22 protein-coding genes are annotated in these 22,529 nt (G+C 42.0%); all 22 read right to left on the bottom strand.

Annotated features, from left to right (window positions below; all coding sequences use genetic code 11):
- Positions 1-646 (bottom strand): integrase arm-type DNA-binding domain-containing protein (locus DV356_RS09285; RefSeq protein ID WP_118806877.1); only part of this gene is annotated, 646 nt, incomplete at its 3' end.
- A gap of 607 nt (positions 647-1,253) precedes the next feature.
- On the bottom strand, positions 1,254-1,712 hold the full coding sequence (locus DV356_RS09290; RefSeq protein ID WP_005693048.1) for a hypothetical protein: 459 nt from the start codon (positions 1,710-1,712) through the stop codon (positions 1,254-1,256).
- Entirely contained in the window at positions 1,709-2,311 is a 603-nt protein-coding gene (locus DV356_RS09295) for a hypothetical protein (RefSeq protein WP_118806878.1), read from the bottom strand. Before DV356_RS09295 ends, DV356_RS09290 begins: the two co-directional genes overlap by 4 nt.
- Before the next feature lie 11 nt (positions 2,312-2,322).
- A complete protein-coding gene (locus DV356_RS09300; RefSeq protein WP_239994856.1) occupies positions 2,323-4,122 on the bottom strand; it encodes a pyocin knob domain-containing protein in 1,800 nt (599 codons plus the stop codon).
- Positions 4,123-4,132: 10 nt separating this feature from the next.
- Positions 4,133-7,783, bottom strand: a complete 3,651-nt coding sequence (locus DV356_RS09305) for a TipJ family phage tail tip protein (protein WP_042602984.1) — start codon at positions 7,781-7,783, stop codon at positions 4,133-4,135.
- A gap of 3 nt (positions 7,784-7,786) precedes the next feature.
- The gene (locus tag DV356_RS09310) at positions 7,787-8,506 is read right to left on the bottom strand and encodes a tail assembly protein (RefSeq protein ID WP_042593439.1); all 720 of its coding nucleotides are present in this window, start codon (positions 8,504-8,506) and stop codon (positions 7,787-7,789) included.
- Positions 8,445-9,152 carry a C40 family peptidase gene (locus DV356_RS09315; RefSeq protein ID WP_042599549.1) on the bottom strand — a complete coding sequence of 236 codons (708 nt, stop codon included), beginning with the start codon at positions 9,150-9,152 and terminating at the stop codon, positions 8,445-8,447. Before DV356_RS09315 ends, DV356_RS09310 begins: the two co-directional genes overlap by 62 nt.
- Position 9,153: 1 nt before the next feature.
- Complete coding sequence (locus tag DV356_RS09320) at positions 9,154-9,804, bottom strand: phage minor tail protein L (protein ID WP_042602983.1); 651 nt, start codon at positions 9,802-9,804, stop codon at positions 9,154-9,156.
- A 736-nt stretch (positions 9,805-10,540) separates the two neighbouring features.
- A complete protein-coding gene (locus tag DV356_RS09325; RefSeq protein ID WP_005668585.1) occupies positions 10,541-11,074 on the bottom strand; it encodes a DUF4236 domain-containing protein in 534 nt (177 codons plus the stop codon).
- Between the two features lie 61 nt (positions 11,075-11,135).
- Positions 11,136-11,480: a phage tail protein gene (locus DV356_RS09330; RefSeq protein WP_005668583.1), complete on the bottom strand. Its 345-nt coding sequence runs from the start codon at positions 11,478-11,480 to the stop codon at positions 11,136-11,138.
- A complete protein-coding gene (locus DV356_RS09335; RefSeq protein ID WP_005668580.1) occupies positions 11,481-13,859 on the bottom strand; it encodes a phage tail length tape measure family protein in 2,379 nt (792 codons plus the stop codon).
- The gene (locus DV356_RS09340) at positions 13,801-14,106 is read right to left on the bottom strand and encodes a phage tail assembly protein T (RefSeq protein WP_080317055.1); all 306 of its coding nucleotides are present in this window, start codon (positions 14,104-14,106) and stop codon (positions 13,801-13,803) included. The genes DV356_RS09335 and DV356_RS09340 overlap by 59 nt, the downstream gene beginning before the upstream one ends.
- A 62-nt stretch (positions 14,107-14,168) precedes the next feature.
- On the bottom strand, positions 14,169-14,552 hold the full coding sequence (locus DV356_RS09345; protein WP_005668576.1) for a phage minor tail protein G: 384 nt from the start codon (positions 14,550-14,552) through the stop codon (positions 14,169-14,171).
- 5 nt (positions 14,553-14,557) lie between these two features.
- Entirely contained in the window at positions 14,558-15,058 is a 501-nt protein-coding gene (locus DV356_RS09350; RefSeq protein ID WP_005668575.1) for a phage tail tube protein, read from the bottom strand.
- Complete coding sequence (gene gpU / locus DV356_RS09355) at positions 15,051-15,455, bottom strand: phage tail terminator protein (RefSeq protein ID WP_005668573.1); 405 nt, start codon at positions 15,453-15,455, stop codon at positions 15,051-15,053. Before gpU ends, DV356_RS09350 begins: the two co-directional genes overlap by 8 nt.
- Positions 15,452-15,997, bottom strand: coding sequence for a phage tail protein (locus tag DV356_RS09360; RefSeq protein ID WP_005668571.1), 546 nt, complete (start codon positions 15,995-15,997; stop codon positions 15,452-15,454). Before DV356_RS09360 ends, gpU begins: the two co-directional genes overlap by 4 nt.
- Positions 15,997-16,302 (bottom strand): hypothetical protein, encoded by a 306-nt coding sequence (locus tag DV356_RS09365; protein WP_005668569.1) that lies wholly within the window; start codon positions 16,300-16,302, stop codon positions 15,997-15,999. Before DV356_RS09365 ends, DV356_RS09360 begins: the two co-directional genes overlap by 1 nt.
- Positions 16,283-16,606 (bottom strand): DUF2190 family protein, encoded by a 324-nt coding sequence (locus DV356_RS09370; RefSeq protein ID WP_005651203.1) that lies wholly within the window; start codon positions 16,604-16,606, stop codon positions 16,283-16,285. Before DV356_RS09370 ends, DV356_RS09365 begins: the two co-directional genes overlap by 20 nt.
- A gap of 78 nt (positions 16,607-16,684) precedes the next feature.
- Positions 16,685-18,727, bottom strand: coding sequence for a ClpP-like prohead protease/major capsid protein fusion protein (locus DV356_RS09375; protein ID WP_005651201.1), 2,043 nt, complete (start codon positions 18,725-18,727; stop codon positions 16,685-16,687).
- Positions 18,663-20,186, bottom strand: a complete 1,524-nt coding sequence (locus tag DV356_RS09380; RefSeq protein WP_005668565.1) for a phage portal protein — start codon at positions 20,184-20,186, stop codon at positions 18,663-18,665. Before DV356_RS09380 ends, DV356_RS09375 begins: the two co-directional genes overlap by 65 nt.
- A gap of 3 nt (positions 20,187-20,189) precedes the next feature.
- On the bottom strand, positions 20,190-20,408 hold the full coding sequence (locus DV356_RS09385; protein WP_005633930.1) for a hypothetical protein: 219 nt from the start codon (positions 20,406-20,408) through the stop codon (positions 20,190-20,192).
- Positions 20,405-22,528: a phage terminase large subunit family protein gene (locus DV356_RS09390; RefSeq protein WP_042602981.1), complete on the bottom strand. Its 2,124-nt coding sequence runs from the start codon at positions 22,526-22,528 to the stop codon at positions 20,405-20,407. Before DV356_RS09390 ends, DV356_RS09385 begins: the two co-directional genes overlap by 4 nt.
- Position 22,529 lies beyond the last annotated feature (1 nt).

Below are 22,529 nucleotides of genomic sequence, written 5' to 3' on the forward strand. Positions count from 1 at the left end.
TATTTTCAGCTATTGGTCGAATAAATACCCTTCCAATATCTGCGGTTGCATTATAATTAATTACCCCTCTATTAACCGAATAAATCATTATTTGGTTTAAATAACCAATAATACGATGCAATGTATCTAATTTTCCTGCTCGTTCTAATGGTTTTAATTTCTCAATAGCAAGAGGAGCGGAAATCTCACTAATAGAATAATGCCCCAACACTTTAAACAAGTGACGTTCTAACCGTTTCCCAATATCAATAAAAGTCACTTCTTTTAATCGACCAGTATCAACTTCATTTTTCTTTAGGTATAGCCATTCCTTCCCCATTTCGCTCAAGGTAAATTGACGTTCTTGGATAGCTTTTTGTTCTTGCTGTAAACGATAATCTTGCGGATCGATATTTTTCGCCAACAAAGAACGATATAAATCCCTAATATCTCGAGCGTCTTTCAATGAAATCTCAGGATAAACACCAAGACTAATTAAAGTTCTTTTTTTAGAAATTGGTTTATAATATTGAAATCGCCAAATTTTCGAACCATTCATTCTTACGAGCAAGAAAAGACCTTGGCCATCAGACAGTGAGTAATCTTTCTCTTTAGGTTTAGCATTATTGATTTCTGTAATGCTTAATGGTTTCACTAATACGGCCATCCTCCCCCCTTTGGTATTACGAAAATAATTTTGGTAAGCGTGATTTTTTAGTATTTTTATGAGTTTTGGTATTACGACACCTAAAAATCCAAAATCATATTACCAAATATAATACCAAAAAAGTGAGTTAGATTAATATAGATTGATATGGATTGACTTTATAAAAGCAAATAATGCCTTGATTTACTAGGAAATTTAATTTTATTTGATATGGATTGAGAGGGATTGAAAAGAAAATTTGGTGCGACTCGCTGGATTAGAATTAATTAAATAATATTTTGATTTAAAACGAAATTTTCAAAAGAAATATAATTATATAATACCATTCATAATACCATTATATTTAATGCCATATATCTAGACAAAAAACGCCCTTTAAATCATCATTAAAGGGCGTTTAAATTAGATATAAGAAACAGCGAAATTCCCCACCGCTTGTCTTAAACTCTATCTGGCCAAGGGTCGGACGTTGTCCACATCATGGCTGGCGGTCTTAGATTTTTGGGGCCAATGTCAGGTATTGCCTCATTGCCTTTTATTTTAGGGTCTGCGTGGTATGGGGTAAATCGCATAAAATTTCCAGTGGAAATTAATGATCGGTTTGTCTTTAGTCATCATGTTTAAACATTGCCCCTAATTGATTCGGACTAAATCGCCAACCCTCATCACTATTTTTAATTGCATTAAAACACCATTCGCTACAGAAAAACTTACTTCGCTTCTGTTTAAGACCCAAAACAATTCCTAGCGCACCCCACCAGTCATACCTCATGTTTTTAGTTTGCTCGAAATAAGCCTTAATCCGCTCTTCCGTTATGTTTTGCAGTTCAATTAAATCCCACTTCTCATGTTCTAAGTACATGATCTTACTACGTACTCCACCATCTCGTATTGATGACGAATAGCAGACCTTAAAACCTTTATTTACGACAATTTCACAATGGCTATATAAACCTTTAGTAAGCTTACGAGTTAACCAATCTGATAATCGAGCCAAGATCGCTTTAGGTGTCCAGCCTGTTTTCTTGCCTTTATACAACGCTAAATAAACCTTACCTTCCGTCATTGTTGCGTCTCCGCTAATGCTTTCATTTTTCTGATAATGTCATTATGAATTTGCTGTAATTCTTCTTCACTCAATTCTTCGTGCTTGAGCTCATACTTACGCATACGCTGCACCGCGAGTTGTTCTTGCAGTGTTCGTAATCCTTCAGCCTGTTTTAAAATTAGCAATGTTGCTGATTTATTATCAAGTCCTGCGACAGTTGCAAAACTTGATATATAGATGCTTACTTCGCCAGTAAAATTTGCTTCTTTAAAGGCAATAGCGGCAGCTTCTCGCTCCTTATACTCTTCGGCAAACCTTGTCCATCTTGCACTAATGTTAGCCGCTGTATCATCAATGCTATCAACTAGATTTTTAATGAGTTTACGCTTAATTTCAGTTTTCTTTTTTTCATCGACAATCCAGCTGTTTCCGTTCCATTTGTGTAATTCTGTTGGTTGTCTATCAACTAGAATGTATTGACTTTTAAAATAAATAAGTTGTTTAGTCTCAAGCTCTGATTCGTTTTCTACTTCCATTTCCACAAAATCATTTAAGTTTTGCGGAATAGGGAAAATTTGATAACTATTCAAATTTTCTTTTAAAAAATAGACTTTCATTTAACGCTCCTTTATCGAATATAAATACGTTTTATAGAACGTGCATCAAGTTGGCCAATGGTTATAGTTTTACCGTCACCAGCAATATACACAGTGAACTCTTTGGGTACTACTTGGCGATAATTATAGTTGGATACTATTTCACGAATACTAGTCAAACGACCTCCGCCTTCATCTTCTGCACCCGCTTCAAAACTGACTATTTCAATGGAATCACCGTAATTACTTTGATCATCTGCTGTCTGAATATAAAAAATTAACGTTTTGCCATAGCAACTCTCTGATATAGTAATTGACCCAGTACTCACGCTACCTTCCCAGACTTTTTTTAATGTGCCAATTTGAGATAAATTCTTTTGTGCCTGCAAAAATTGCTGATTTATATCAGCTTTTGCATTGGTGATTTCTCGCAAAGTTGATTGTTTATTCTCTTCTATTTTTTGTTCAACACGCTCAGATAACGCTTGCATATTTTGCGCAAGTCTGCCCGCGTCTAGCAATCCTGCATTAGTTACATCACCGTGCGATTTAATCCAAAACACAACATCATCAAAACTATTAATGGCCTTGATACATAATTTGAGGATTAATGATTTAGGGCGAGTTTCATTTCCACCTGTTGCCATTTGAGAGGTGTCTTTAGGGGAAACAAAACCATTATCGCTATCTGCATTGTCATAACCAAGAGTGCTCCACAAATCTGAAGACTGGGCAAATGTTGTATAGTCAAAATATGGATTTTTGCTTCCTTGACTTGAGTGATTAAACCAAGAATCGTAGTCTATCGGTACTCTATGCACATGTCGCTTGAATTCATCCTCTTGCGTTTGCCCCACTTGCAAACCATTGCCAGCATTACGGATAAATCTATCCTCTGCTTTTGGCACTGCTGCAATTGAGCCATATTTACCAACTAAGTGACGATATAACTCGGGGTAACGTTGTTCGGTAACTTGGGTGGCAATCTCATCAAAGGCAATCCAGCCTGCAGGAATGTTATCCACGGCAAAATAAGCCGTCATGCCTGTGTCGCTACGAGTTAAATCAGGAAGTTGGTTGCTGTCGCCCAAAGTGCGGTATAAATCGGGAAAGGTTTGTTGGTTAAATGTCGTGCCATCAGCTTTTAAAAAACCAACGGGATTGGTTACCGCACGAGGGAATGACACCACCGCACCAATAGGCACGCCGTCGCCGCCTGCATCTTTCCATTCTGACCAATTTGAGCCATTAAAAAAGCGTGTTTTGATTTTGTTGTCATTCGCTTTACGTGCAATTTGACGCACCGCATTTGTTGCCCCACCGCTCACTACTTCAATATGCCATGCCCCATTTTCGGGTAAATTTTGACCGCTTGCTAAGTAATAATTGCCATCGGTTTTATAGCCATTGGCATCGCCCTGCCCTTGTTCTACTTTAAAATTCCCAATACCATAGCCTGCTAAGGTTGTGGCTGGGGATTGTTTAGCGCTAGCAGCTTCTTTTGCTTCCGTCGCTTTATCATAAGCCGTTTTAACGGCTGCTGAACTCGCAAACTTTGTGTCACTTTCGTCGTCAACAGCAGAGTTTGGGAGTGGCTTGTTTTTGAGTGAGTTATAATCAACAGGTAATTTATACTCTGTAGCCATTGGCACCCATTGAGCACCATTATATTCTTCAAAGATTTTTGTCGATGGATTCCAGCGTTTTGCTTTTAGCGGGACATTAGTATACTCCCCATCCAAAAATGATAAAGCCGCACTAATGGCGGCTCTAATTTCGGTTGGGAATTGAGTATACTCGCTATCGACAGTTGGTTTGTTAAAATCTGCCATTTTTGCTCCTTTACACTCCTTTTACAACCCAGCCAACTTTACCGCTTACGCGATTCCCATTTTTATCAAATAAAAATACGTAAAAGCCTTTAGGTTTTGGCTCATCCTTAAAGTCAGATGTTGCAAAAAGTGGTTGTTTAGATTGTGGTGTTAAAACCGGGACAGACGCATCGATAAACTCTGTTGCAAAGTTTACCCATGTGCCTTTTATATCTGACGCATTTGCCTGTACGGTTCCTCCGTCAGTTTTTTGTTTTTGATCGAGTTTTAGATTAAGTGACTCTATTACGACAGGTTTCTGTGCATTGCTCACTGTAATTCTAAACTTAACATATCTAAAGTTGGTTTCATAAACGGATTGTTGGTCGTGTTCGCGCCAATTATCTTTAGCGTTTTCTTTTACTGCTATATGATAGTTAATATCATAACTGCCAGAGCTTATCACCTTAGGGGTAAGAGTAATTTTGGATGATGCTAATACCGTGCCGTAATCCATTTCCTCCTCATAATATCCGCTCTCGTCTATTGGCTGGAGGTACAACGGGAAACCTCTATTAATTTGAGATTTTGGAGTAGCGAGATTATTGGATCTAAAATGCTCTGCCCATGTATCTCGTCTGACTGGTAGATATAACTTGCCATCGATTTTATCCGAACCATTTTTAATTCCGTCATACGAGCTGTTGTAGTCGTATTTAAGGATATAATCTGGCGGTTGTGCAACATTGGATAGCGTATATTGCGGCTCACTTCTGTTACCTGCACTATCAACACCAATAATCCAGTATTTATACAAGCCCCCGACAGTCTCAAACTGTGGAAATGCAAGCCCGTCAATGTTTGTAATAAATTCTGAATTTTCTATCGTTTCCCCTTTTCGCAACTCATAATAGACAATCGGCAAGGTCGCTTTGGCACTTTGCCAACGCAACATGACGTAGTTATCGATAACTTGTTGAGATATAGAGACAGGCGTCGGTCGATGGACAATTAACTGCGCTTGAGCGGATTCACTCCGATTTCCGCCTAAGTCAATTGCAGTAACGGTAAATTCTTTATTGCCGTTAAAATCAGCCTTAAATTTAAATGATGTACTTTTAACTAAAGCCAGCACGTCATCATCTTTTTTAACCTCGTAGAGCTCAGTCGAAAAAGAGTTGTTTTTTGTCTCGCTCCATGTCATCAAAACTTCATCGCCGACAATTTCTGCAACTAAGTTTTCTACTTGTCCGCCTGAAATATTAAACGTTACTGCAGTGGGCGATTCGGAACGAACATCGGAAGAATCCACCGCGCTTAGCCAATACTTATGCTCACCAGCGCGAATAAAACCAAGATTAAATTCGTTTGCCTTGATTTTCCCAACTGGTTTAGAACTTTCATAGGTGTCGCCTTTTTTAATCTCGTAATACTCTAAATCTATATCGGGCGATAAATCCCAAATTAAAAAAGCCCCTTCTTGGGCAATAGCCTTGTGTCTTAAATTAGAAACATTATGCGGAGGACGCAATCTCCCTATTGGTTCATAGTTTTGGATTGGATTATCGGACCATACACCTAATACATTGCTTGTTTTGATGCGGATTTGATATAACACACCATCTTTTACATTAGGAATATCAACCGATGTTAAGGTCGTTGGCTCCATCTGTTTCCAGTTGCCATTGCCCTCGCGATACTCGATTTGGTATCGAGATGTGAGCGATGTTGCAGGTTCATAACTTACAACAATTTTGGTTTGGATACTTCCCCCAAGCCCACGATAAATCTCATCGGTAATCACTACATTTTTTACACCAGTATCTAGCGTATTGTTTGTTGTGTCATATTCAATGAGTTCATTCCCATTTTCAATATGCTCAAACTTAGAGGGATTGTAATCAGATGCAGTGATAGTGTATGAGCCGTCATCGCTCTCAACAATAGAGATAACTCGATAAAGTTCAGGTTTTATATCTGCACTAGCAATAATCCATGTGCTATTTTCTGTAACAGAGGTAAAGACTGGTCTTACGTCAATCTCAGTGAGTTTCCCGCGTTGTGTAATTGCTCTTTGTTCCAACTCCCCTTTTTCATTCACTATGCTAATCGTTGATTCTTTTGTGATTTCAACTTCCGCATCGAGGATGATTCGATTTGTTGTTGAGCCGTCTTTAACTCGCCCACCGCGTCTCTCTCCTGAACGATGAACGTCAGATACTTGTATCACTTCGCCAGGTATAGGGATAGCACCATCTTGTCCGCAAGAAAACGTAATAACTTCGCTTTCGTATTGCTCAGTATAAAGTAGCCATTTCCCTAGTCGTCTCGCTTGCCCTCTCGATGTGCAGCCAAATGCCACAACTTCCGTTTGGGATATGTACCCCATCTTAACAATCGCTTCCGGGTCCTCGATGTACTCTACAGATTGCTTAAAGTACTTTTTCGGGTCGTTCCACGTCACTAATACGACATTGTGACGAGTTTTAATATTCGAGCCTGAGCGGCTGAATTTACCGCCGATAACATTGGTATTATTAAACTGATAAATAGGCTCTTTGGGTGAGTCTTGGACGAGCATTTGAGTACCGCTACTCCAATAACTCATTGCTCTAAATACCGATGTTAAATCTCGTAACAGCTTAAAGGCTTCTTGTTTGGTTTGGATGTAAACATTGCAGGTAAAGCGAGGTTCACGGCCACCAAATCCATCAGGGACTAATTCGTCGCAATATTTCGCTATTTGGTACATCGACCATTTATCTAGCATATCTTCTTTGATGTATTCCCCTGCCCCATATTCCTCGTTAGTGAGTAAATCAAAATAAATCCAAACAGGGTTATTTGAGTATTTGACAATAAATGTACCATCCCAATCACCGCTATATTCTCGAGTTTCTGGATTGTAGTTTGAGGGCACTTTTAGTTTGATGCCACGGCAATGATACCCACGAGATGGTATTGAGCTAAATTGCTCAGCGTCTATTTGCACGCCGACATATGCCACGCCAGGATAAGTTAATTTTTCCTCAAAAACCGTTGTGATTTTCGAAAAAATGGTTTTGTTTTGTAAAACCTGGCTATCTGAATCATCAGTTAACCGTGTCACTTTTATATTCCAGGGAGCTTCGCCTGTTAATCTAAAGCTATGTTCGCGATTATATGATGATGTGGTTTTACCCTCGATAACGATATTACCTGCATCTATCCATTGACTACCATTAGCTTGATATTCAACTTTTAGCTCAACCTTTGTACCGTTAATATCGCCATTACTTTTATTTTGATGACTTAATCCAGGCACAGTAATAGTTACTCTAACAATATCTGCTTCTGGTGCAATAATAGAGCGAGTGATAGGTTTGTCTTTTTTTACTTCGGTATTGACATCTGTTGTCACTTCATTGGTTTGGCAAATTTCTGACGGTGCTTGTCTCACGCTTCCAGGTCGCCACTCAATAGCAACATTATTAAAATTGAATTTGCCTTTTTCATCTTGTAACTGTACATCACCAAAGTAAACTGAGTTCAGTCCATTTACCGGTCCTTCAATTTCTCCACAAGAAATAACATCAATAAATTTTGCATAAGAGCAAGATTTGAGCGAATCTGGCGCTTCAACTGGTGCTCTACCACCTCCGCCACCACCTTTTCCACCGCCTTTTCTACCAACTATCTGCATTTATCACCCCGAAACTCGTTTAAATTTAAGTTTTCCTCTAGTCTCATTGTTTGATGTAGAGTTTGTTCTGATAGGAATTTCTTTATCGGTAAGACCTGCCGATACAACAGCAGATCCAACTATTAATTCGCCATATAACAATGGGATAGGTTGCCCTTGCTCGGTTGTATTTACTGCACCATTAAATAAATAAGACGGCTTATTCTCTGGACGTTCTTGTGGCCCGCTTACTTTTGGCACAGGGACGAGTAATTGGCTGATGCCGCCAAGTACAAGTGATGCACCAATCGTAAGTGGCAAGGTTGCCGCGCTGCTTAAAAAGCCTGTACCGCCTATAGTAGCCCATCCTAAAGGGTTCCAAAATGCAAGACCAATCATCGCAGCCCCCGCTATGAGCTGAAAGAATCCACCCCGCTTAGAACCCCTAATGATAGGAATAAGATGAAATTCGGCTTGAGCGCCATACCACATTTGAAATTCATCAGATGATGTTGTCAGCTCTTCTCTCTGCACCAAGAACCGATAAACTATTCCGTGTTTTTCAGATTCTAAGAGAAACTCTTTAAATCCTCTTTTTAAAACACATAAGGCTCGGATGGCTTCCGCTGGTGTTTTTACTGCCAGCTTATGGACTTTACCAAAGCGTTTGCCTAACTCGCCTTTAAGGCGTATTTTCCTTATGTCGCATGATGTGCGTTGTTCGTTCGCGGTAGAATTGTCCATATACATCCTTACTTGATAGTCGTCCGTATAGGTGATGGCCAATTAAACCATCACCAAGATAAACACCAGCATGATTAGGTACATTTGCGTTAATTTGCATCACAATCATGTCGCCTATTTTTAAGTCTTTGACTGGATAAAATCCCGCGTCCTCAAAGTTATCAACATAGAGATTGCCACCATTATCCCACCAGCCATCTATGCGATTGTAGTTTGGGAGATTAATACCCAGTTCTTGGCGATACCAATCACGCACAAATCCGTAGCAGTCGGTCATGCCATGGATAAACTTACGCCCATACAAATCAGGCACCTCTGTAAGTGCAGGCATAAAATGCGTAGATACCTCATCGCCTTCTAGTCCAATAATGCACCATTCTAATCCACTTATTTTATGTGCATCTTGATCTGCAATACTTGGTAAACAGCTCTCGTCAGGATGGGAATGAACAACGGTTCTAATTTCCCCCACTCCTTCCGCTCTGGCATAATCTTCTACGCCAATCAAAAACTCATCTTCTGTTTCTGCCGCTAAATTGGTACAGGCGACATACTGCAATTTGCCATTTTTAAGCACAAAAAAACCGCAACTTTCGTGCGGATAACTTTGTTTGGCGTGTGCTATTGCATCATCAATATGTTTCATTTTAAATCCTCATATATGCCGCACTTGGGAAACCACCAAAAGGCAATTCAGAGTGCTCACCAAAATGTGCTTTACAGTCAGCAAGTGTTTTAGCGCAAGTTGCTTTATCACCTGTATATCCGCAAAACTGCCCCTTATATTTATGAGTGCAATATTGAGCCACAATCTGCCTACGGGGTAATTTCACCCCCTCTAAATCAGTAGCGGGTAATAACTCGAAACTAACCGTTAAATGGTCTTCCGATGTTTTTTGCGATATATAAAATATATCATCGGGTAAATGTGCGTTTGGGTCGGCAGTCAAATTTCCATTTTCAAAATTTACCGCATCAAGATAGATTATTTTCGTTCGTTTGCGAGTAAGTCGAGCGCCCTCAATGCCTTTTAATTTTGCCAAGACTAATGTAATCGCCCCACCTAAATTGGAAAATGTAATCCTTGGTCTAACAGGATTTAACCCATCAACTGCAAATCCCTCAGCTTTGACTGGATAAGGTGTATATTCCAGCCCTTGCCACACAATAGCTTGACCTAATGGACTTAATCCATCGTGGAAACGATAAACAATATCGCCAAATTTAGTGAGATCGAGTTCAAATAATTCTATCCAACCATGAGAGGCGTATTGTTGCAGTTGTCCGTAAATACTCATATTTACTCCAATAAAAAACCGCACTTTCTAAAAGATTGTGCGGTTATAAGTTCACGAAAAGATCTAACTGTTTAATTTGTAAAAGCTCACGCTCAAGGTCTTGCTTTTCTGATTTGCATTGCTGCAATAATTTTCCCCGTTCACCAGCTCGTTGCGTATATTCGGCTTTCGCTGATGATAGAAATACTTTGAGCGCCGTTTCCTGCCTGACTGTCGGTTAAACCGATAGTCGCCTTTGAAAGTTGGGTTTGATTAGACATAGAATGTCTCCTTTGGTTTGTTTTCGATATTAAGATTTACCCAGTTAAGGGTGCCAGGTGGTTCGAAAGCCGACCAAAAGAAACGGCTGGGATTATTCCCCTTTCGGGTGTTGTATTCTCCGCCCGCCCGACATAGATGAAATTGGATTTATGCGTGTTAAGTCTTAATGGCAATAAAACTAAACGAGATCACAAATTTTGTGCATAAAAAAACCGCTATGCTATCGGGTGCGGACTTCCGCTTTTGGTTTAAGGTTTCGACACCTTGAGAAAGAGTGTATTAATTTATTTGTATACTGTCAATAACAAAAAAGCTCTTGATTACGAGAGCTTAATGTGCCGATATTTAATCACCTCGACAAGTGATTGCCATTCAAACAACCTGCTAAAACTAACAACCTGCTAAATAGAAAGGCTTTTGAGACCTTGAAAAACATACTAATAAAAAAGCCCATTTGTAGTCAAGAGGCTAATTTTCAATTTTTTGTAAAAAGAAATGTATAAGCAATTAAGAATAGGATAAATGTCACAATAAGAATTTTTCCTATTGGTGGATCATTACTTTTCTCTTTATCTTCAGATTGGTTTAGCTGCAAAAAATATTCGGCAACATCTTCAACATCTTTTCCTGACTTAATGTCAAACACTCTTTGTATATCATTCAAGTAAAAGACCGACTCTTGCTCAAGTTCTTCGCAATATCCCCAAATAGCATTTTTTTCTGGGTAATAATCAGTAATTGCAACATTTAATGTTACAACTTGCCCATCTACAACATAATCAATCAACACATCAAGGTAGCAATAATCCTCCTCTTTGCTTGAGGAAAATTCCAATTTATCTCGCTTAGAGATACCCGTTCCCGGTATGCCTAAATTTCGATAAACCCCATTTTTTCCTATATTAATAGATGCGCCTTTAATTCCGGTTGTAACACTTACGCCGGACTTGCTTATGTTTAACTTTACGCCTGGTAGGATTTTTTTTGTCTTTCTAAATTTTATAGCCATAGGATCTCCTTAAGTAAAGATAAGTCATTTTTACACAATAAGAGATCCTATTCAATGGTAGTCAATTAAACACCTGCTCAAACGGCAGATCATAATCAACATAAACTCCGTTATCTGTGCTTGTCCACTTACGGCAGACAACCAAGATCGGAGTTTTTTTACCAGGCTGTAGCCACTCAAACGACTTATAGCCTCCGTGTCGCAGTAAAAAACTCTCAAGCTCATCAATAGCCGCTTTGTCTCGTTTGTTTAGACGCACCGTAAGGGTAGCTTTAGAGACAATGTGATTTAAGCCGTCTTGTATTCTCTGCGAGTAGCCATCACCAAATTTAATTTCTTTAACCTTTGGTTCTGTCTCTGTTGATAAACCCCAAAGGGTTTTCCACTTAAAACGCTCTTTTGCCACTTATCGACCTCCCATCATTCCGCCCGGGCGCGATTCATTTCGGATTACCTCATAAACCTGTTGTTTGGTTGCGGCAGCAACCATGCGGGCTAACTCCGCATTGTCTGCACCGTTGCCATCAAAATTATTTGTTTGATTAATCACAACGCTATTTACACCGCCACCACTACCAAGGGCTTTATTTAGATTTTCGTTACTCGTGATTTGACCGGTTGCGCCCGGCACAAAGATTTCCGGCCCACGCTCACCAACAAGATAAGCTCGACCACCACCAACCGGGCCACCATTAGCCCGAGCGCCAGATATTGTAACGCTTTTTATTTGTTGCAATACTGCCGCACCTTGCGCTGCCACTGCCGCCATGTTGGCAAATTTCTGCGCCGGCGTAACTGCGGTAGGGTCATTCATCGCTTTCATGACTGCCGCATGTAGGTTGAGCATTGATTGCGCAATCTGAAATGATTTAGATATTGCAAATAGCGTACGGTAAGCACCGGATTGTTTACCTCCGGCAACCTCAGCCAATCCGGCTAAGCCGTCAAATAAAGATGATGCCATACTCAACTGAGATGATACCGCCTGACGATCTAAATCCTCTTTGCGTTGTCTGTATGTATCCTCAATTAATGCCTTAGCCTCCTCAAATTGCTGTACGCTCAATAATTGTTGATCGTAAAGCTCTTGTGCTTTGGTTAATTGATTCTCGCGAGTAATATCGTTTTGTACATACGGATCATTTCCTGACCCTCTGACATCATTAAAAAAAGACCGCACTTTTTCCGTTTTGTCGTACTCATCACGGCGCATTTTGTCTTTTTGCTTATTGATTGCGTCCTCATAGGCTTGATTTTCAAGTTCAAGGTAATGTTTACGCAATTCTAAAGCTGAGGCAAAGCCACGCTCTTTTGCATCTCTTTCAGAGATTGCCATTTTACCGATAAGCGCTATGCGTTCTTGGTGGGCTAATGTGATTTTTTGCAATTCGTCAGCATACGCCATATCCAAGCGCGCTAAATCATTCGTTTTAGAGGATGATTTGACCGCACTTTTTTTATCCTCGCTTTTTTGGAGCTCCGCCAACTCTTTGTTATAGCTTTGAGTTAATTTATCTAAGGAGGATTGGCGTAGTGCGTCAATATTATCAAAGCCTCTGCGGCGGATTTCTTCTTCGCTCAACACAAGATTTTCAAGGGCTTTTTTGTCCTTTTCGTATTGGGCTGTTAATTTTTCGGATCTGCTTTTTAGCTTATCTTCGATCTTTCCGAGCGTTGACGCTCCGGCGGTTTCTCTTTCAGATCTTTCGTGCTTTTCTTTCGCCTCGTTGGCCTCTTGTTGGCGTTTTCTCGACTCTGCCTCTTGCGCATCTAGCTCTTTTCTTGATTTGGCTAGATTTTCACGGGCTTTTTCCAACTCTTTCGTGGTGTGTGCTAACGCATCATTTATGCCATCACCATAAATACCGGACTTAGCCTTTTCTTCGAGGCTTTTTTTGGATTTCTCCAACACATCAATTTGCTTTTCGAGGGTATCTACATGCGTTTTTGTATCAACCCCTCTCATGACTTTTGTCAGCCATAAAAACGCCTCAGCTAATTTATTTATTGAGGCTTTGTATAAGTCAGTGATACCAGTAGAGGTTGCAAACGCCTCTTTTAGCTCATCGGTTGCTTGTCCCAAGGTATCTAACGCACCAGCAACAGTATCGCTTGCAGCAGCCTCACCGGCTCCACCAACACGCTTTTGTAGCTCATGCAAAATAATCTCTTGTGCTTTTGCTTTTTCGCCGCTCTCTACAAAGGATTGGATCAGGTCTTTTTGTGTCTCTGTAAGCTCAATGCCTTTGCGTTTTAATAGAGATACAGCCTCAGCAGGGGACTCTAAAGCTCGCCCAAGATTGCGTGCCTCGCTTGATACATCAGTTTTATAAACTTCCGCCAAGTCTTGCGCTAATTTAATGGCTGTTTTAAATGTCTCACCAGTCACACTACGATAAGTCATCATGACTGACATAGCACTTCTTACGCCATCTACACTTGCTAGGGTGTTCATGGCAAGCGATCCGGCAAAATCATTAAGCTCGTCAGATGTAAATCCAACAGCCGCACCGGTCGCTTTTAATTGCGCCTCTGTGCGAGCTAAGTAGCGTTCTGTTTCGGCGTACAACTCAATCCCTGCCATTGCTGAACTGTACATAGCAGCAAGCGCACCAGCAGCGCTTAATGCGGCAGCGGCTAAACCACCAATCGCCAATTTGGTTAAGTTAATTCCGCCCGTAGTTTTACCCAAACCATTGAGAGAGTTGCGGGCTTTGTTAATTTCTTCAGTAAATTTTGCCGTCTCTGCCTCGAGTTTGATTTTTAAATTGCTGATCTGGTCCAATTCTCAATACTCCATCATTTGCAATAGACGCATCCATCATTTCTTCCGTTGTCATTTCTGCGTTTGGTTTAGCTGTATGTAAAACGCTAAAATCCTGCGCTGTAACAACCTGTTTTAATGCCGCAACGTTGTAAACCGCACTTGCTACCGTGCCGTAGCCGTAATCTAATAACTCAAGTGTAAACGGACGTTTGCCAAAGTATTTACACCAGCAAAAATACTCCGCGACAGACATTTCGCGGAGCATTTGCCGGTAATCGGCGCGTTTAAACTCGTGCGCCAGCTTTAGGACAAAGTCAAGTTCGGTTTCTAGGCGTTTTTTTGCTCACCATCTTCCTGTGTGCTTTCTGACGGATCTGCCTGCGGAAATTCGCAAACATCCTGCACCGCCTCAAGCACGCGGAAAATATCCGCTTGAGTCCAAGTGGTTAATAGCTCTTTTTGTAAGTCATCAACAGACTTATCGCTGTCATACGATAGCGAGATCGCAATCAAGCGAGTGTGCGCCATTAGATTGTTACGAGTGATTTTGTTGAGCTTGCTATTTAATTCCTGCTCGGTGTCGTTTTCCGATACCGGTTCAGGTTTATCTAGACTGTTTAGGTAATCAACATAATCAAGGTAATCAAGCGCGGAGATTGCAGATACCACCAACACTTGATCGCGTAACTCAAACTTAACTTTTTTTAACATAGTAACTAGTCTCCAGCCTCGTTATACTCAGCCAATAACGGTTTACCTACGTTAGTTAGCTTAACTGTACGGGTCATCACTTCGTTTTGTGGCACGGTTTTGCCTAAAGATGACACCCAAGCGTAATACACATCACGTACGCCGTTAGGATAGACAACAAGATAATATTTCTTTTTGCCGGTGTTAAAGTCGCTGACCAATGCTTGTTGGGCGGTATCACCAGGTAACCAAGCAAGCGTTAATGTAGTTTCACCGGCTGATTTTGCGCCTTGGCTTGTGGATTTCCAATCGGCGTTTGCATCGTCTAAATAGTTATCCTCATAGCTATCTGCGGTAACTTCGCCCGGTGACAGTTCTTTGATTTTCGCAATGCGATCCCAGTTTTCTGGCTTTTTAATGTCAGCCGCTTTAATTGTGCCGTTTACAATTACGGTTGATTCCTTATCGTCTTTAAGACGATAAAACATCGTTCCCGCGCCTTTTGTAGGAGTTGTGTTTTTAGCCATTATCTACCTCGTATGTAATAGCGTATTGCAAATCGGCCGCTATCCAAGTCGCCATTTGGTCGTCTTGTTCGTAGTCAAATGCCGTAAATGCAATGTTTTCTGTTAGCGTGGTTAAAGAGGATTCAACAATGCCCGATTCGTAGATTTCTTGGGTTAATTTATCCAAGTCATCTTCACGGGCAGCAGACTTCATAAAGCAGGCGACATGGAGCGTTGCCTGCATTGTGCCGTCCAGATAACCGGTAGGGGAGACTCCGCTAATAAACACTGCAACAGTGGGGCTTTGGCTCTCAATATCGGTAAATGACGGCTTGCCATTGCTAAACTCTTTAACTTTTGGGAGGTGCGGTCGTAATGCGTCAATGACCGCCTGTCTTATCTTGGAGTGGATTTTCATTTTTTAACCACTATTTGGATTTGTCGGATTAGCTGAGTGCGTAATTCCTGCGGTATATCCTTTTCGTAAGCCCGTTTCACTTCGGCATTAAATGATTCGGTGAGTGGGGTTTTGAGTGGGATTTTGACTACATCGATTGGGTAGCGATCTTTGCCTTGCCGTTGTAACACTTGCACTCGTCCGTTTTTAAGTTTTTGGACAAATGCTCGAGGGTAAAGACGATTCCCGATCTTTAACTGCCCCTTATTTTCGCCACGGCGCACAAATCGCCCTCCGCCCGTTACTAAACGGATAACTGGGAGATTGCCACGATTTACACGGATAAATGCACTAAGTCGTCTTGGCTTAGCTCTCTCAAGTTTCGCACGACCTTTAATTAGGCGCTTTGGTACATCAACCTTTTTTGATGTCTCAATCACAGATCTAACCATCACTTTAGCAGCAATGTTATTAATCGTGCGTGCCATGGCTTGAGGTACTGCTTTTTTATCAATGTCGGATAAGGCTTTCTTCGCTTTTTCGATGTCGTCATTAATTGCCATCAGTAACTTGCATCCTCCTCTAACTGGAGCATGATAGTGCCGCTGTTAAACGTAAACCCAGTAACAACATAATCAACGCCATTAATGGTTGTTTTATCCCCTTTTTTAGGCTTGTAACCGGAGGATTTAAACATTGTCAACGTACGGTAAACACCATTCATCGGATCCATTTCTTTCGGTGTCTCATCAAGCACCGCTTTGTATTTTTTGCCGTTGATAACATAGACGGACATCATCACATCTGATATGACGTTGTCCGCCTGTGCGAGTGCGTCATCAAACGGACTAAGCGTTGATCTTGACATCGACAGTGTCCACGGTTGCACCACTTGCGTGCCATGCAATACCTAAGCGTTTGTTAGTGCCTGCGGTAGTTGTTGCACCCTCAGTCGCAGACCAGTAAACGATCGCACCTTGTTTAATGTCGTCAGCCGCTTTTGCCTTGACCGTAAATACACCTGTAGTCAAACCAACACCAACGGCGGATTTTTCTACATCAGAAATAGCAATCGCCACAAGGTTTTCTAACATCACTACATCACCGCTTTTCACGGCAGCGGCAGCGGTAAAACGCACGGTGTTTCCGTCTTGCATATAGTTTTTAGCCATATTTAATGATCCTTTAATTTTGATAATAAAAAACCGCACTTCGGTTAAAAGTGCGGTCGTTATTTAGGGCGATTTAAGTTACTTATTGGTAACTTTTACAATACCGCGGTAGTCAATCACGTTAACACCGGCATCAATGCGTACTTTGGTAGATACACCATCAACAGTGAAACCTTGTTGTTGCTCCATGTATGGCGTATCAATGCCGTCAAGATAAGAAACTTCAATCGCTTCTTTGTTGATTAAGTACCAGGATTTTGGATCGGCAACTTGTAAACGTGCGGATTTAACTGTCGGCACAATGTCGCGGATTGGATTGATAATGCCAGAATTAATATCAGCCCCCTCCACACTTGCTGAACCTAAAACTTGTTTAGCACGGGTGTAAAGCGAGGTTGGTAACAACATAAAATCAGGCTCAATCGCTAATGGTTCACCACGAGTATTGACAAATCCATTCATCATTTGAATTGCTTTATCAATGCTGGTTACGTCTAACGAGGCACCGGTTAAAGTGTTTTTGTGTGATGCGTCAAATAATGCTTTGCCATCTTGTGCAATTGCGTTACCAGTTAATAACGCAAACACTAATTTAGCGATGGTTGCACGTGCAGCTTGTCCCATTTTTTCAGGGATTTTTGTCAATAAGTGCATATCGTCATTGATGATTGCTTGACGGGTAATACTAAATAATTGCCCGTAAGTCGCTAATGCAACACTAGCACCCTCATCACCGATTGTGCCGTAGGTGTATTCTTCGCCCTCACCGACTTGTGGTAAGTAACCAAAGTCACCCAAGCCAACACGTTTCGCCGCACGGAAGTCGGTTAATGTGCTGCGTGAGGTAAACTGATCAAAGTTTTCCACCGCAGTTTCCCAACCTTTAAGCAAGGATTTGTGCGCCACATCAATTAAGATTTGACCAAAGTCGGAGCTTGAGTGGGTAAACGCCAAGCCAACCATGCTCATTGCGTTATGGCCAGACACGCTAATACCACGATCAACCAATGACGCACGGGCAAGCTCACGCAAGGTCATTGCGTTGTAGGCGTTGTCTTTTGCATCAACTTTATCTTTGTCGATACCTGCACGTGCTAATAATGATTGTTTAACACTATCACCAACTATATTACCATTCCCAGCATACGCGGTAGGCGCTGCACTTGGCGTTGTACCTGCACCAAGTTTTGCTAATAATTTGTCTTTGGCTTGATCTGCGGTAATGGATAAATCACCTAAACACTCCACCAACAAATCATTGTGCGTATTACCAAACGGTGCAAATACCGCTTTAATGTCGGCGTTACGTTTATTTAATTCAGCCTGCACTTGTGCGGTGTTATCTACCGGAGCTGTCGGCGCTTGATTTACCGGTTCAGTTGGTGCTGGTTGTGCAGGAGTTGGTGTTGCTTGTGGTGCGGATGCGCCAGCGTTGCCTTGTGGCTTAAACAACATGTCTTTCATTGCTTTTGGCATATTTTCAAAGTCCTCTAATTTTCTTGATTTAATAGACGCCATCGCCACAAGTGGTTCGGCTAGTTTGTCTGCAAATCCTTGTTCAACACATTCTTTTCCGTTGAGCCAAGTTTCTGCTGATAGCATTTCTGCTAATTCTTCAGGTGTTTTTCCTGTTTTGCTTGCATAAGCTGGGATTAGCGTATTTTCGACCTTGTCTAATAAGTCGGCATATTTGCGCATATCCTCAGCATCGCCACCTTGGATGCCCCAAGGCTTGTGGATCATCATCATTGCATTTTCCGGCATGATTACCTCATTGCCCGCCATCGCAATAACGCTCGCCATACTTGCCGCCAAGCCGTCAATGTAAACTGTCACATTTGCCGGGTGATTTTTTAGCAAGTTGTAGATAGCGATCCCATCAAATACATCGCCACCGGGTGAGTGGATGTGTAGGTTAATCTGCTTAATGTTGTTTCCGCAGTCTTTTAAATCCTGCGCAAAGCTCGCAGCAGATACGCCCCAAAATCCGATCTCATCGTAAATTGAGATCTCTGCCGTATCGTTGGCTTTGGCTTTGATTGAGTACCAAGACTGGTTATTCGTCTTTGTTGCGCTCGTTGCCATCGCCACCGGCGACAGAATCATTTTTTGTTTTGTCATTTGTCGTACCTGTGTTAGTTAAATCAGTGTCAAACTTGAGACCAAATTTGCGGTTTTCCTCAACCTCAACTCTACGTCTGCGTTTAACTTCTGCCGGGTTGCTGCCGCTTGCTCGTACTGCTTGGCTTTCGGTCGCTAATCCACCTTTGATGCGCTCTTTCCACGCTTGCGCCTCTTTTGTCGGGTCTATCCACGGCATCACTGGGCCACTATAAACAGCGTTATAAAGTGATGCAGGATCAATATCGACTGGCACATCAATTTCACCGCTGACAATCGCCATTTTTAGCCATTCTCTGTATATCGGGCGTGAGATGTGCGCAACAAAGGTATCTTGTAAAACGGAGTAACCCTCAAAGCTCTCCACCAACTCTTGGCGCTGGCTTGAGTAAGTCCCGTTATAGTCACGAGCAATGCTTGAGTAACTTGAGCGAGTCCCCGCTGCTGTTGCTCTTAATTGTCCATTCCTAAAGGTTTCTAGGTTCACATTTGGGCGATTAGAATTGATTAACCCGATGTCCTCACCGGGTTTTAAATCATCAATGATTGCACCGGGAGCAATCTCAAAATCTCGCTCCGGACTGTCTGCACTGTAATCCTCATTATCTCCGTAGAGTGCGGCATCACCTTTTTTGATGTACATCGTAAAGGCGGCGGCAATTCGTGCGGCCACACGCTCGCTTTCCTCATAATCTTTAAGGTCAGCAAGTCGGATAATTACACCGTGCAACATCGATACGCCACGCAACTGGTGCAAGCGTTTTTTAAACGCAAGGTGCAACATATTTTCTGCCGGCACCGATTTAACTCGCCCGTAAGTGCGATTGTTTTCTTGTGGATTGTCCATGTAAACACGGTAAGACACAGGACGGCGCCAAGCGTTAATCTCTATACCTTGAATTACATTTGCCGTATCAAGGGTATTCATCGGCACAAAATCAGGCTCTAATGCCTCAAGGCTAAATGCGATTTTGGTGCTGTGATTGAGACCTGCTACACTGCCTCGCACAAGTTGGATAAACACTTCCCCATCACGGAGCCACGTTCGCAACAACATCCGCTCAAGTTCCGGGCGGGTAAATTGCCCGGTAACTTCTGGCCGCACAGACCATTCCGCCCATTTTTTGCGGATTTGCTCTGCCAAATCCTCATCAACATCACAACTTAAATTTAGCGGTTGTGGTTCAATATGGATTCCTCTGGAGCCAATCACGCGCTCTTCCATCTTGTCCAAAATGCCGATCACAATATCGTGATTTTGGTCTAACGCTCGAGCTTGTTCTCGCAAACTGACTGCACTTTGTTTGGTAGATACATTCGCGCCTTGGCTTTCGCGTTTTGCCTTATGTGTACGGCTTGGCATTGCTGCCTCGTATGCATTCATCACATATCGGCTTTTTGCTCGCTGTGCGCCCCATTTAGGCGAGATTGCGGCAATCGCTTTATCTAATATTCCCATTGTTTAAAATCTCGCATATTTGATTCTGTGGCGTTTTACGCGCTGTCTTGTTTCCGCCAGTAACTCATTTAGCATTTGTTGATAGCGGTCACGTTGTTTTGTCCATTCGGACACTTGATAAGATACCGATCGCCCATTAAAGCTAACTTGGCTTTGGGCGTTTTCGATCTTTTCATCAAGCGTTCGGATTTTTTCCTCAAGCTCGTCTTTATCGTAAATCACAGCCACCCACCTTTTTTCTTGCTTACGCCACCGTTTAGCCAATTACTTTTTGTTTTGGGTTTCGGTTGCAGTTTTACTTGTTCAATTTCTACCGCACTTTCAGTTTCTTCTTCCAGTGCAGTTGTCTCTTTTCGGATTACATCAGGATTTAATCCAGGTAGTTTTGCCCAGTATGGGACATTGTCCTCATCGCCCCACTTAATACGCTCATAACCACGCAAAATAGCGATCGCATGGGCATAGCAAAATAAGTCAAACGCCTCATTGTTGCCCTTACCTGGTTTACGCCATTTACCGTCTTGTCCTCGCTCTTCGTATGTCAGCTCATCAAAAAACCATTCGCCTAACCATGATGGGAAATGAATGTAATTGGCACCAACAGTCTCTCGACTCAGTGCGTTACTAATGCGATCTTTGAGTTGGTCAGTTTGGAGTAGGTATAGCGGCACATCACCTCGTGCTTTAGCATGACGATCTGACCGTGAGGTGTTATCAGGATAAGTTCGAGAAATCAGTTTTTGGCGTTTGGTACTATCACCTTTAACGAGATACACTCGTTTTGATATGCCATCTCGTTTGCATCTACGCCAAAACTTATAGGCGTTATCTGTTACACCGTCCTCACCGCCACTATCCACCGCCATTGCAAGGATTGGCATGACTCCGCCGTCTAATCCCTCAATACGATATTGCTTATTAAGCACATCACTGATGAGTAAATCCCAATCCTCAGGGTAGGCGGACGGATCAATTGGTAGACTTTCCCCATCTGAATTGCTCCGCATTGATGATTTAATGTTGTATCTATCAATGAGCCACCGTTCGCTATTTTCACCATAGCCCACAATTTGGACGACAAAACGGCGATTCCGCCCACCCTGTACATCAACTGCAGCCAATAAAAAACGGCACCCATAAGGTACCGTTCTTTTTTCTGTATCTTCTCGCCGCTCCATTAATTCATCACTTCGGCGTTGCTCAAGTGCGGAGCGTGGCAAATAAGGCAATCCCCAGTCTGTATTTGTTACTGCCTTTAGCGTTTCTTCACTGCCAGTCATTTCAAATTCATGTTCAGCAGTGAGTAATTTATAAGTTAATTGCGCCCATGTTTGATAAGCGGCGGCAGGGCCTTCTAGCCAAAATGACGCAATACGGGAGTTTCTGCCCCCGCCATGTATCACACCATCTTTATCTATCGTTTGCCCCTCTTTTAACCACTTGCCACCGATGTTTAATGCGCGTTTCTTGTCAGGAGCTACGAGAGATTGGCAATGAGGGCATTGCAATCGAGCGTTTTCGCTTGCCTTAACATAGTCAGTATCATTACGATAACCCACCATATTTGCCATTGATGGCTCAAACCACTCTTTGCAATGTGGACATTGCCAATAGAATCTGCGTCTATCACCACGGTTATATAAAGATAAAATCCCAGTTGTTGGCGGGGCCTCGTGAGTAGTTTTTGGATGATGTTTTATATCAACAATATCCTTGCCTGGCGAACTCTCTACAAGTGTCATACCCGCACTCATAAATGTAGTCGTACGTTTGGACGCTAAACTAAATCCGTCGCCCTCACCGTCCACATCATCGGGCCAGCGGTCGTAATCGGTTAATGCAACGTATTTATAATCTGATGATGACAATACGTTGATTGACGGCCAGCCAATTTTTAATAGATTACCTGCCCTAAAATATTTATCGTGGACATTGTTATCGTTTTTACGCGGGCTTAATCTTTTTGCAATCTCAGGCGAGCATCTAAAAGTGCGGTCTAAACGTTTACGACTATGCTCACTGGCTTTCTCTTGTGTAAGTTGTACCAAGAGGAAATCAGACGGATCGCAAATAATCGCATAGGTTATCCAGCCATCAATCAATCCGATTGTTTTACCAGTACGAGCTGGCCCAACAAAAATAACTGCGTCATACTCACGAGAGTTTAGGCAGTCCATCGGATCTAACATATATGCAGCAGTATCTTTATCCCATTTAACAGAGTTACCCCCACCAACTGGCACTCGCATATATTCCGCTACGGCTTCCGATACTTTCATTCGGCGAGGCGGTTTAAGTAGATTTGCAATATCTCGCCTAATATCTTTAGCTGATGCAAACATG

The sequence above is a fragment of the Haemophilus influenzae genome (assembly GCF_003494325.1).
In the GTDB taxonomy this organism is placed as follows: Bacteria; Pseudomonadota; Gammaproteobacteria; order Enterobacterales; family Pasteurellaceae; genus Haemophilus; species Haemophilus influenzae_I.

Excerpts from the sequence above, each read along its gene's own strand:
- DV356_RS09295 (WP_118806878.1), bottom strand. The coding sequence starts at position 2,311 with ATGAAAGTCTATTTTTTAAAAGAAAATTTGAATAGTTATCAAATTTTC.
- DV356_RS09290 (WP_005693048.1), bottom strand. The coding sequence starts at position 1,712 with ATGACGGAAGGTAAGGTTTATTTAGCGTTGTATAAAGGCAAGAAAACA.
- gpU (WP_005668573.1), bottom strand. The coding sequence starts at position 15,455 with ATGAAAATCCACTCCAAGATAAGACAGGCGGTCATTGACGCATTACGA.
- DV356_RS09360 (WP_005668571.1), bottom strand. The coding sequence starts at position 15,997 with ATGGCAATTAATGACGACATCGAAAAAGCGAAGAAAGCCTTATCCGAC.
- DV356_RS09365 (WP_005668569.1), bottom strand. The coding sequence starts at position 16,302 with ATGTCAAGATCAACGCTTAGTCCGTTTGATGACGCACTCGCACAGGCG.
- DV356_RS09300 (WP_239994856.1), bottom strand. The coding sequence starts at position 4,122 with ATGGCAGATTTTAACAAACCAACTGTCGATAGCGAGTATACTCAATTC.
- DV356_RS09340 (WP_080317055.1), bottom strand. The coding sequence starts at position 14,106 with ATGCTCCGCGAAATGTCTGTCGCGGAGTATTTTTGCTGGTGTAAATAC.
- DV356_RS09380 (WP_005668565.1), bottom strand. The coding sequence starts at position 20,186 with ATGGGAATATTAGATAAAGCGATTGCCGCAATCTCGCCTAAATGGGGC.
- DV356_RS09390 (WP_042602981.1), bottom strand. The coding sequence starts at position 22,528 with ATGTTTGCATCAGCTAAAGATATTAGGCGAGATATTGCAAATCTACTT.
- DV356_RS09315 (WP_042599549.1), bottom strand. The coding sequence starts at position 9,152 with ATGAAACATATTGATGATGCAATAGCACACGCCAAACAAAGTTATCCG.
- DV356_RS09320 (WP_042602983.1), bottom strand. The coding sequence starts at position 9,804 with ATGAGTATTTACGGACAACTGCAACAATACGCCTCTCATGGTTGGATA.
- DV356_RS09350 (WP_005668575.1), bottom strand. The coding sequence starts at position 15,058 with ATGGCTAAAAACACAACTCCTACAAAAGGCGCGGGAACGATGTTTTAT.
- DV356_RS09310 (WP_042593439.1), bottom strand. The coding sequence starts at position 8,506 with ATGGACAATTCTACCGCGAACGAACAACGCACATCATGCGACATAAGG.
- DV356_RS09375 (WP_005651201.1), bottom strand. The coding sequence starts at position 18,727 with ATGACAAAACAAAAAATGATTCTGTCGCCGGTGGCGATGGCAACGAGC.
- DV356_RS09305 (WP_042602984.1), bottom strand. The coding sequence starts at position 7,783 with ATGCAGATAGTTGGTAGAAAAGGCGGTGGAAAAGGTGGTGGCGGAGGT.
- DV356_RS09345 (WP_005668576.1), bottom strand. The coding sequence starts at position 14,552 with ATGTTAAAAAAAGTTAAGTTTGAGTTACGCGATCAAGTGTTGGTGGTA.
- DV356_RS09370 (WP_005651203.1), bottom strand. The coding sequence starts at position 16,606 with ATGGCTAAAAACTATATGCAAGACGGAAACACCGTGCGTTTTACCGCT.
- DV356_RS09325 (WP_005668585.1), bottom strand. The coding sequence starts at position 11,074 with ATGGCTATAAAATTTAGAAAGACAAAAAAAATCCTACCAGGCGTAAAG.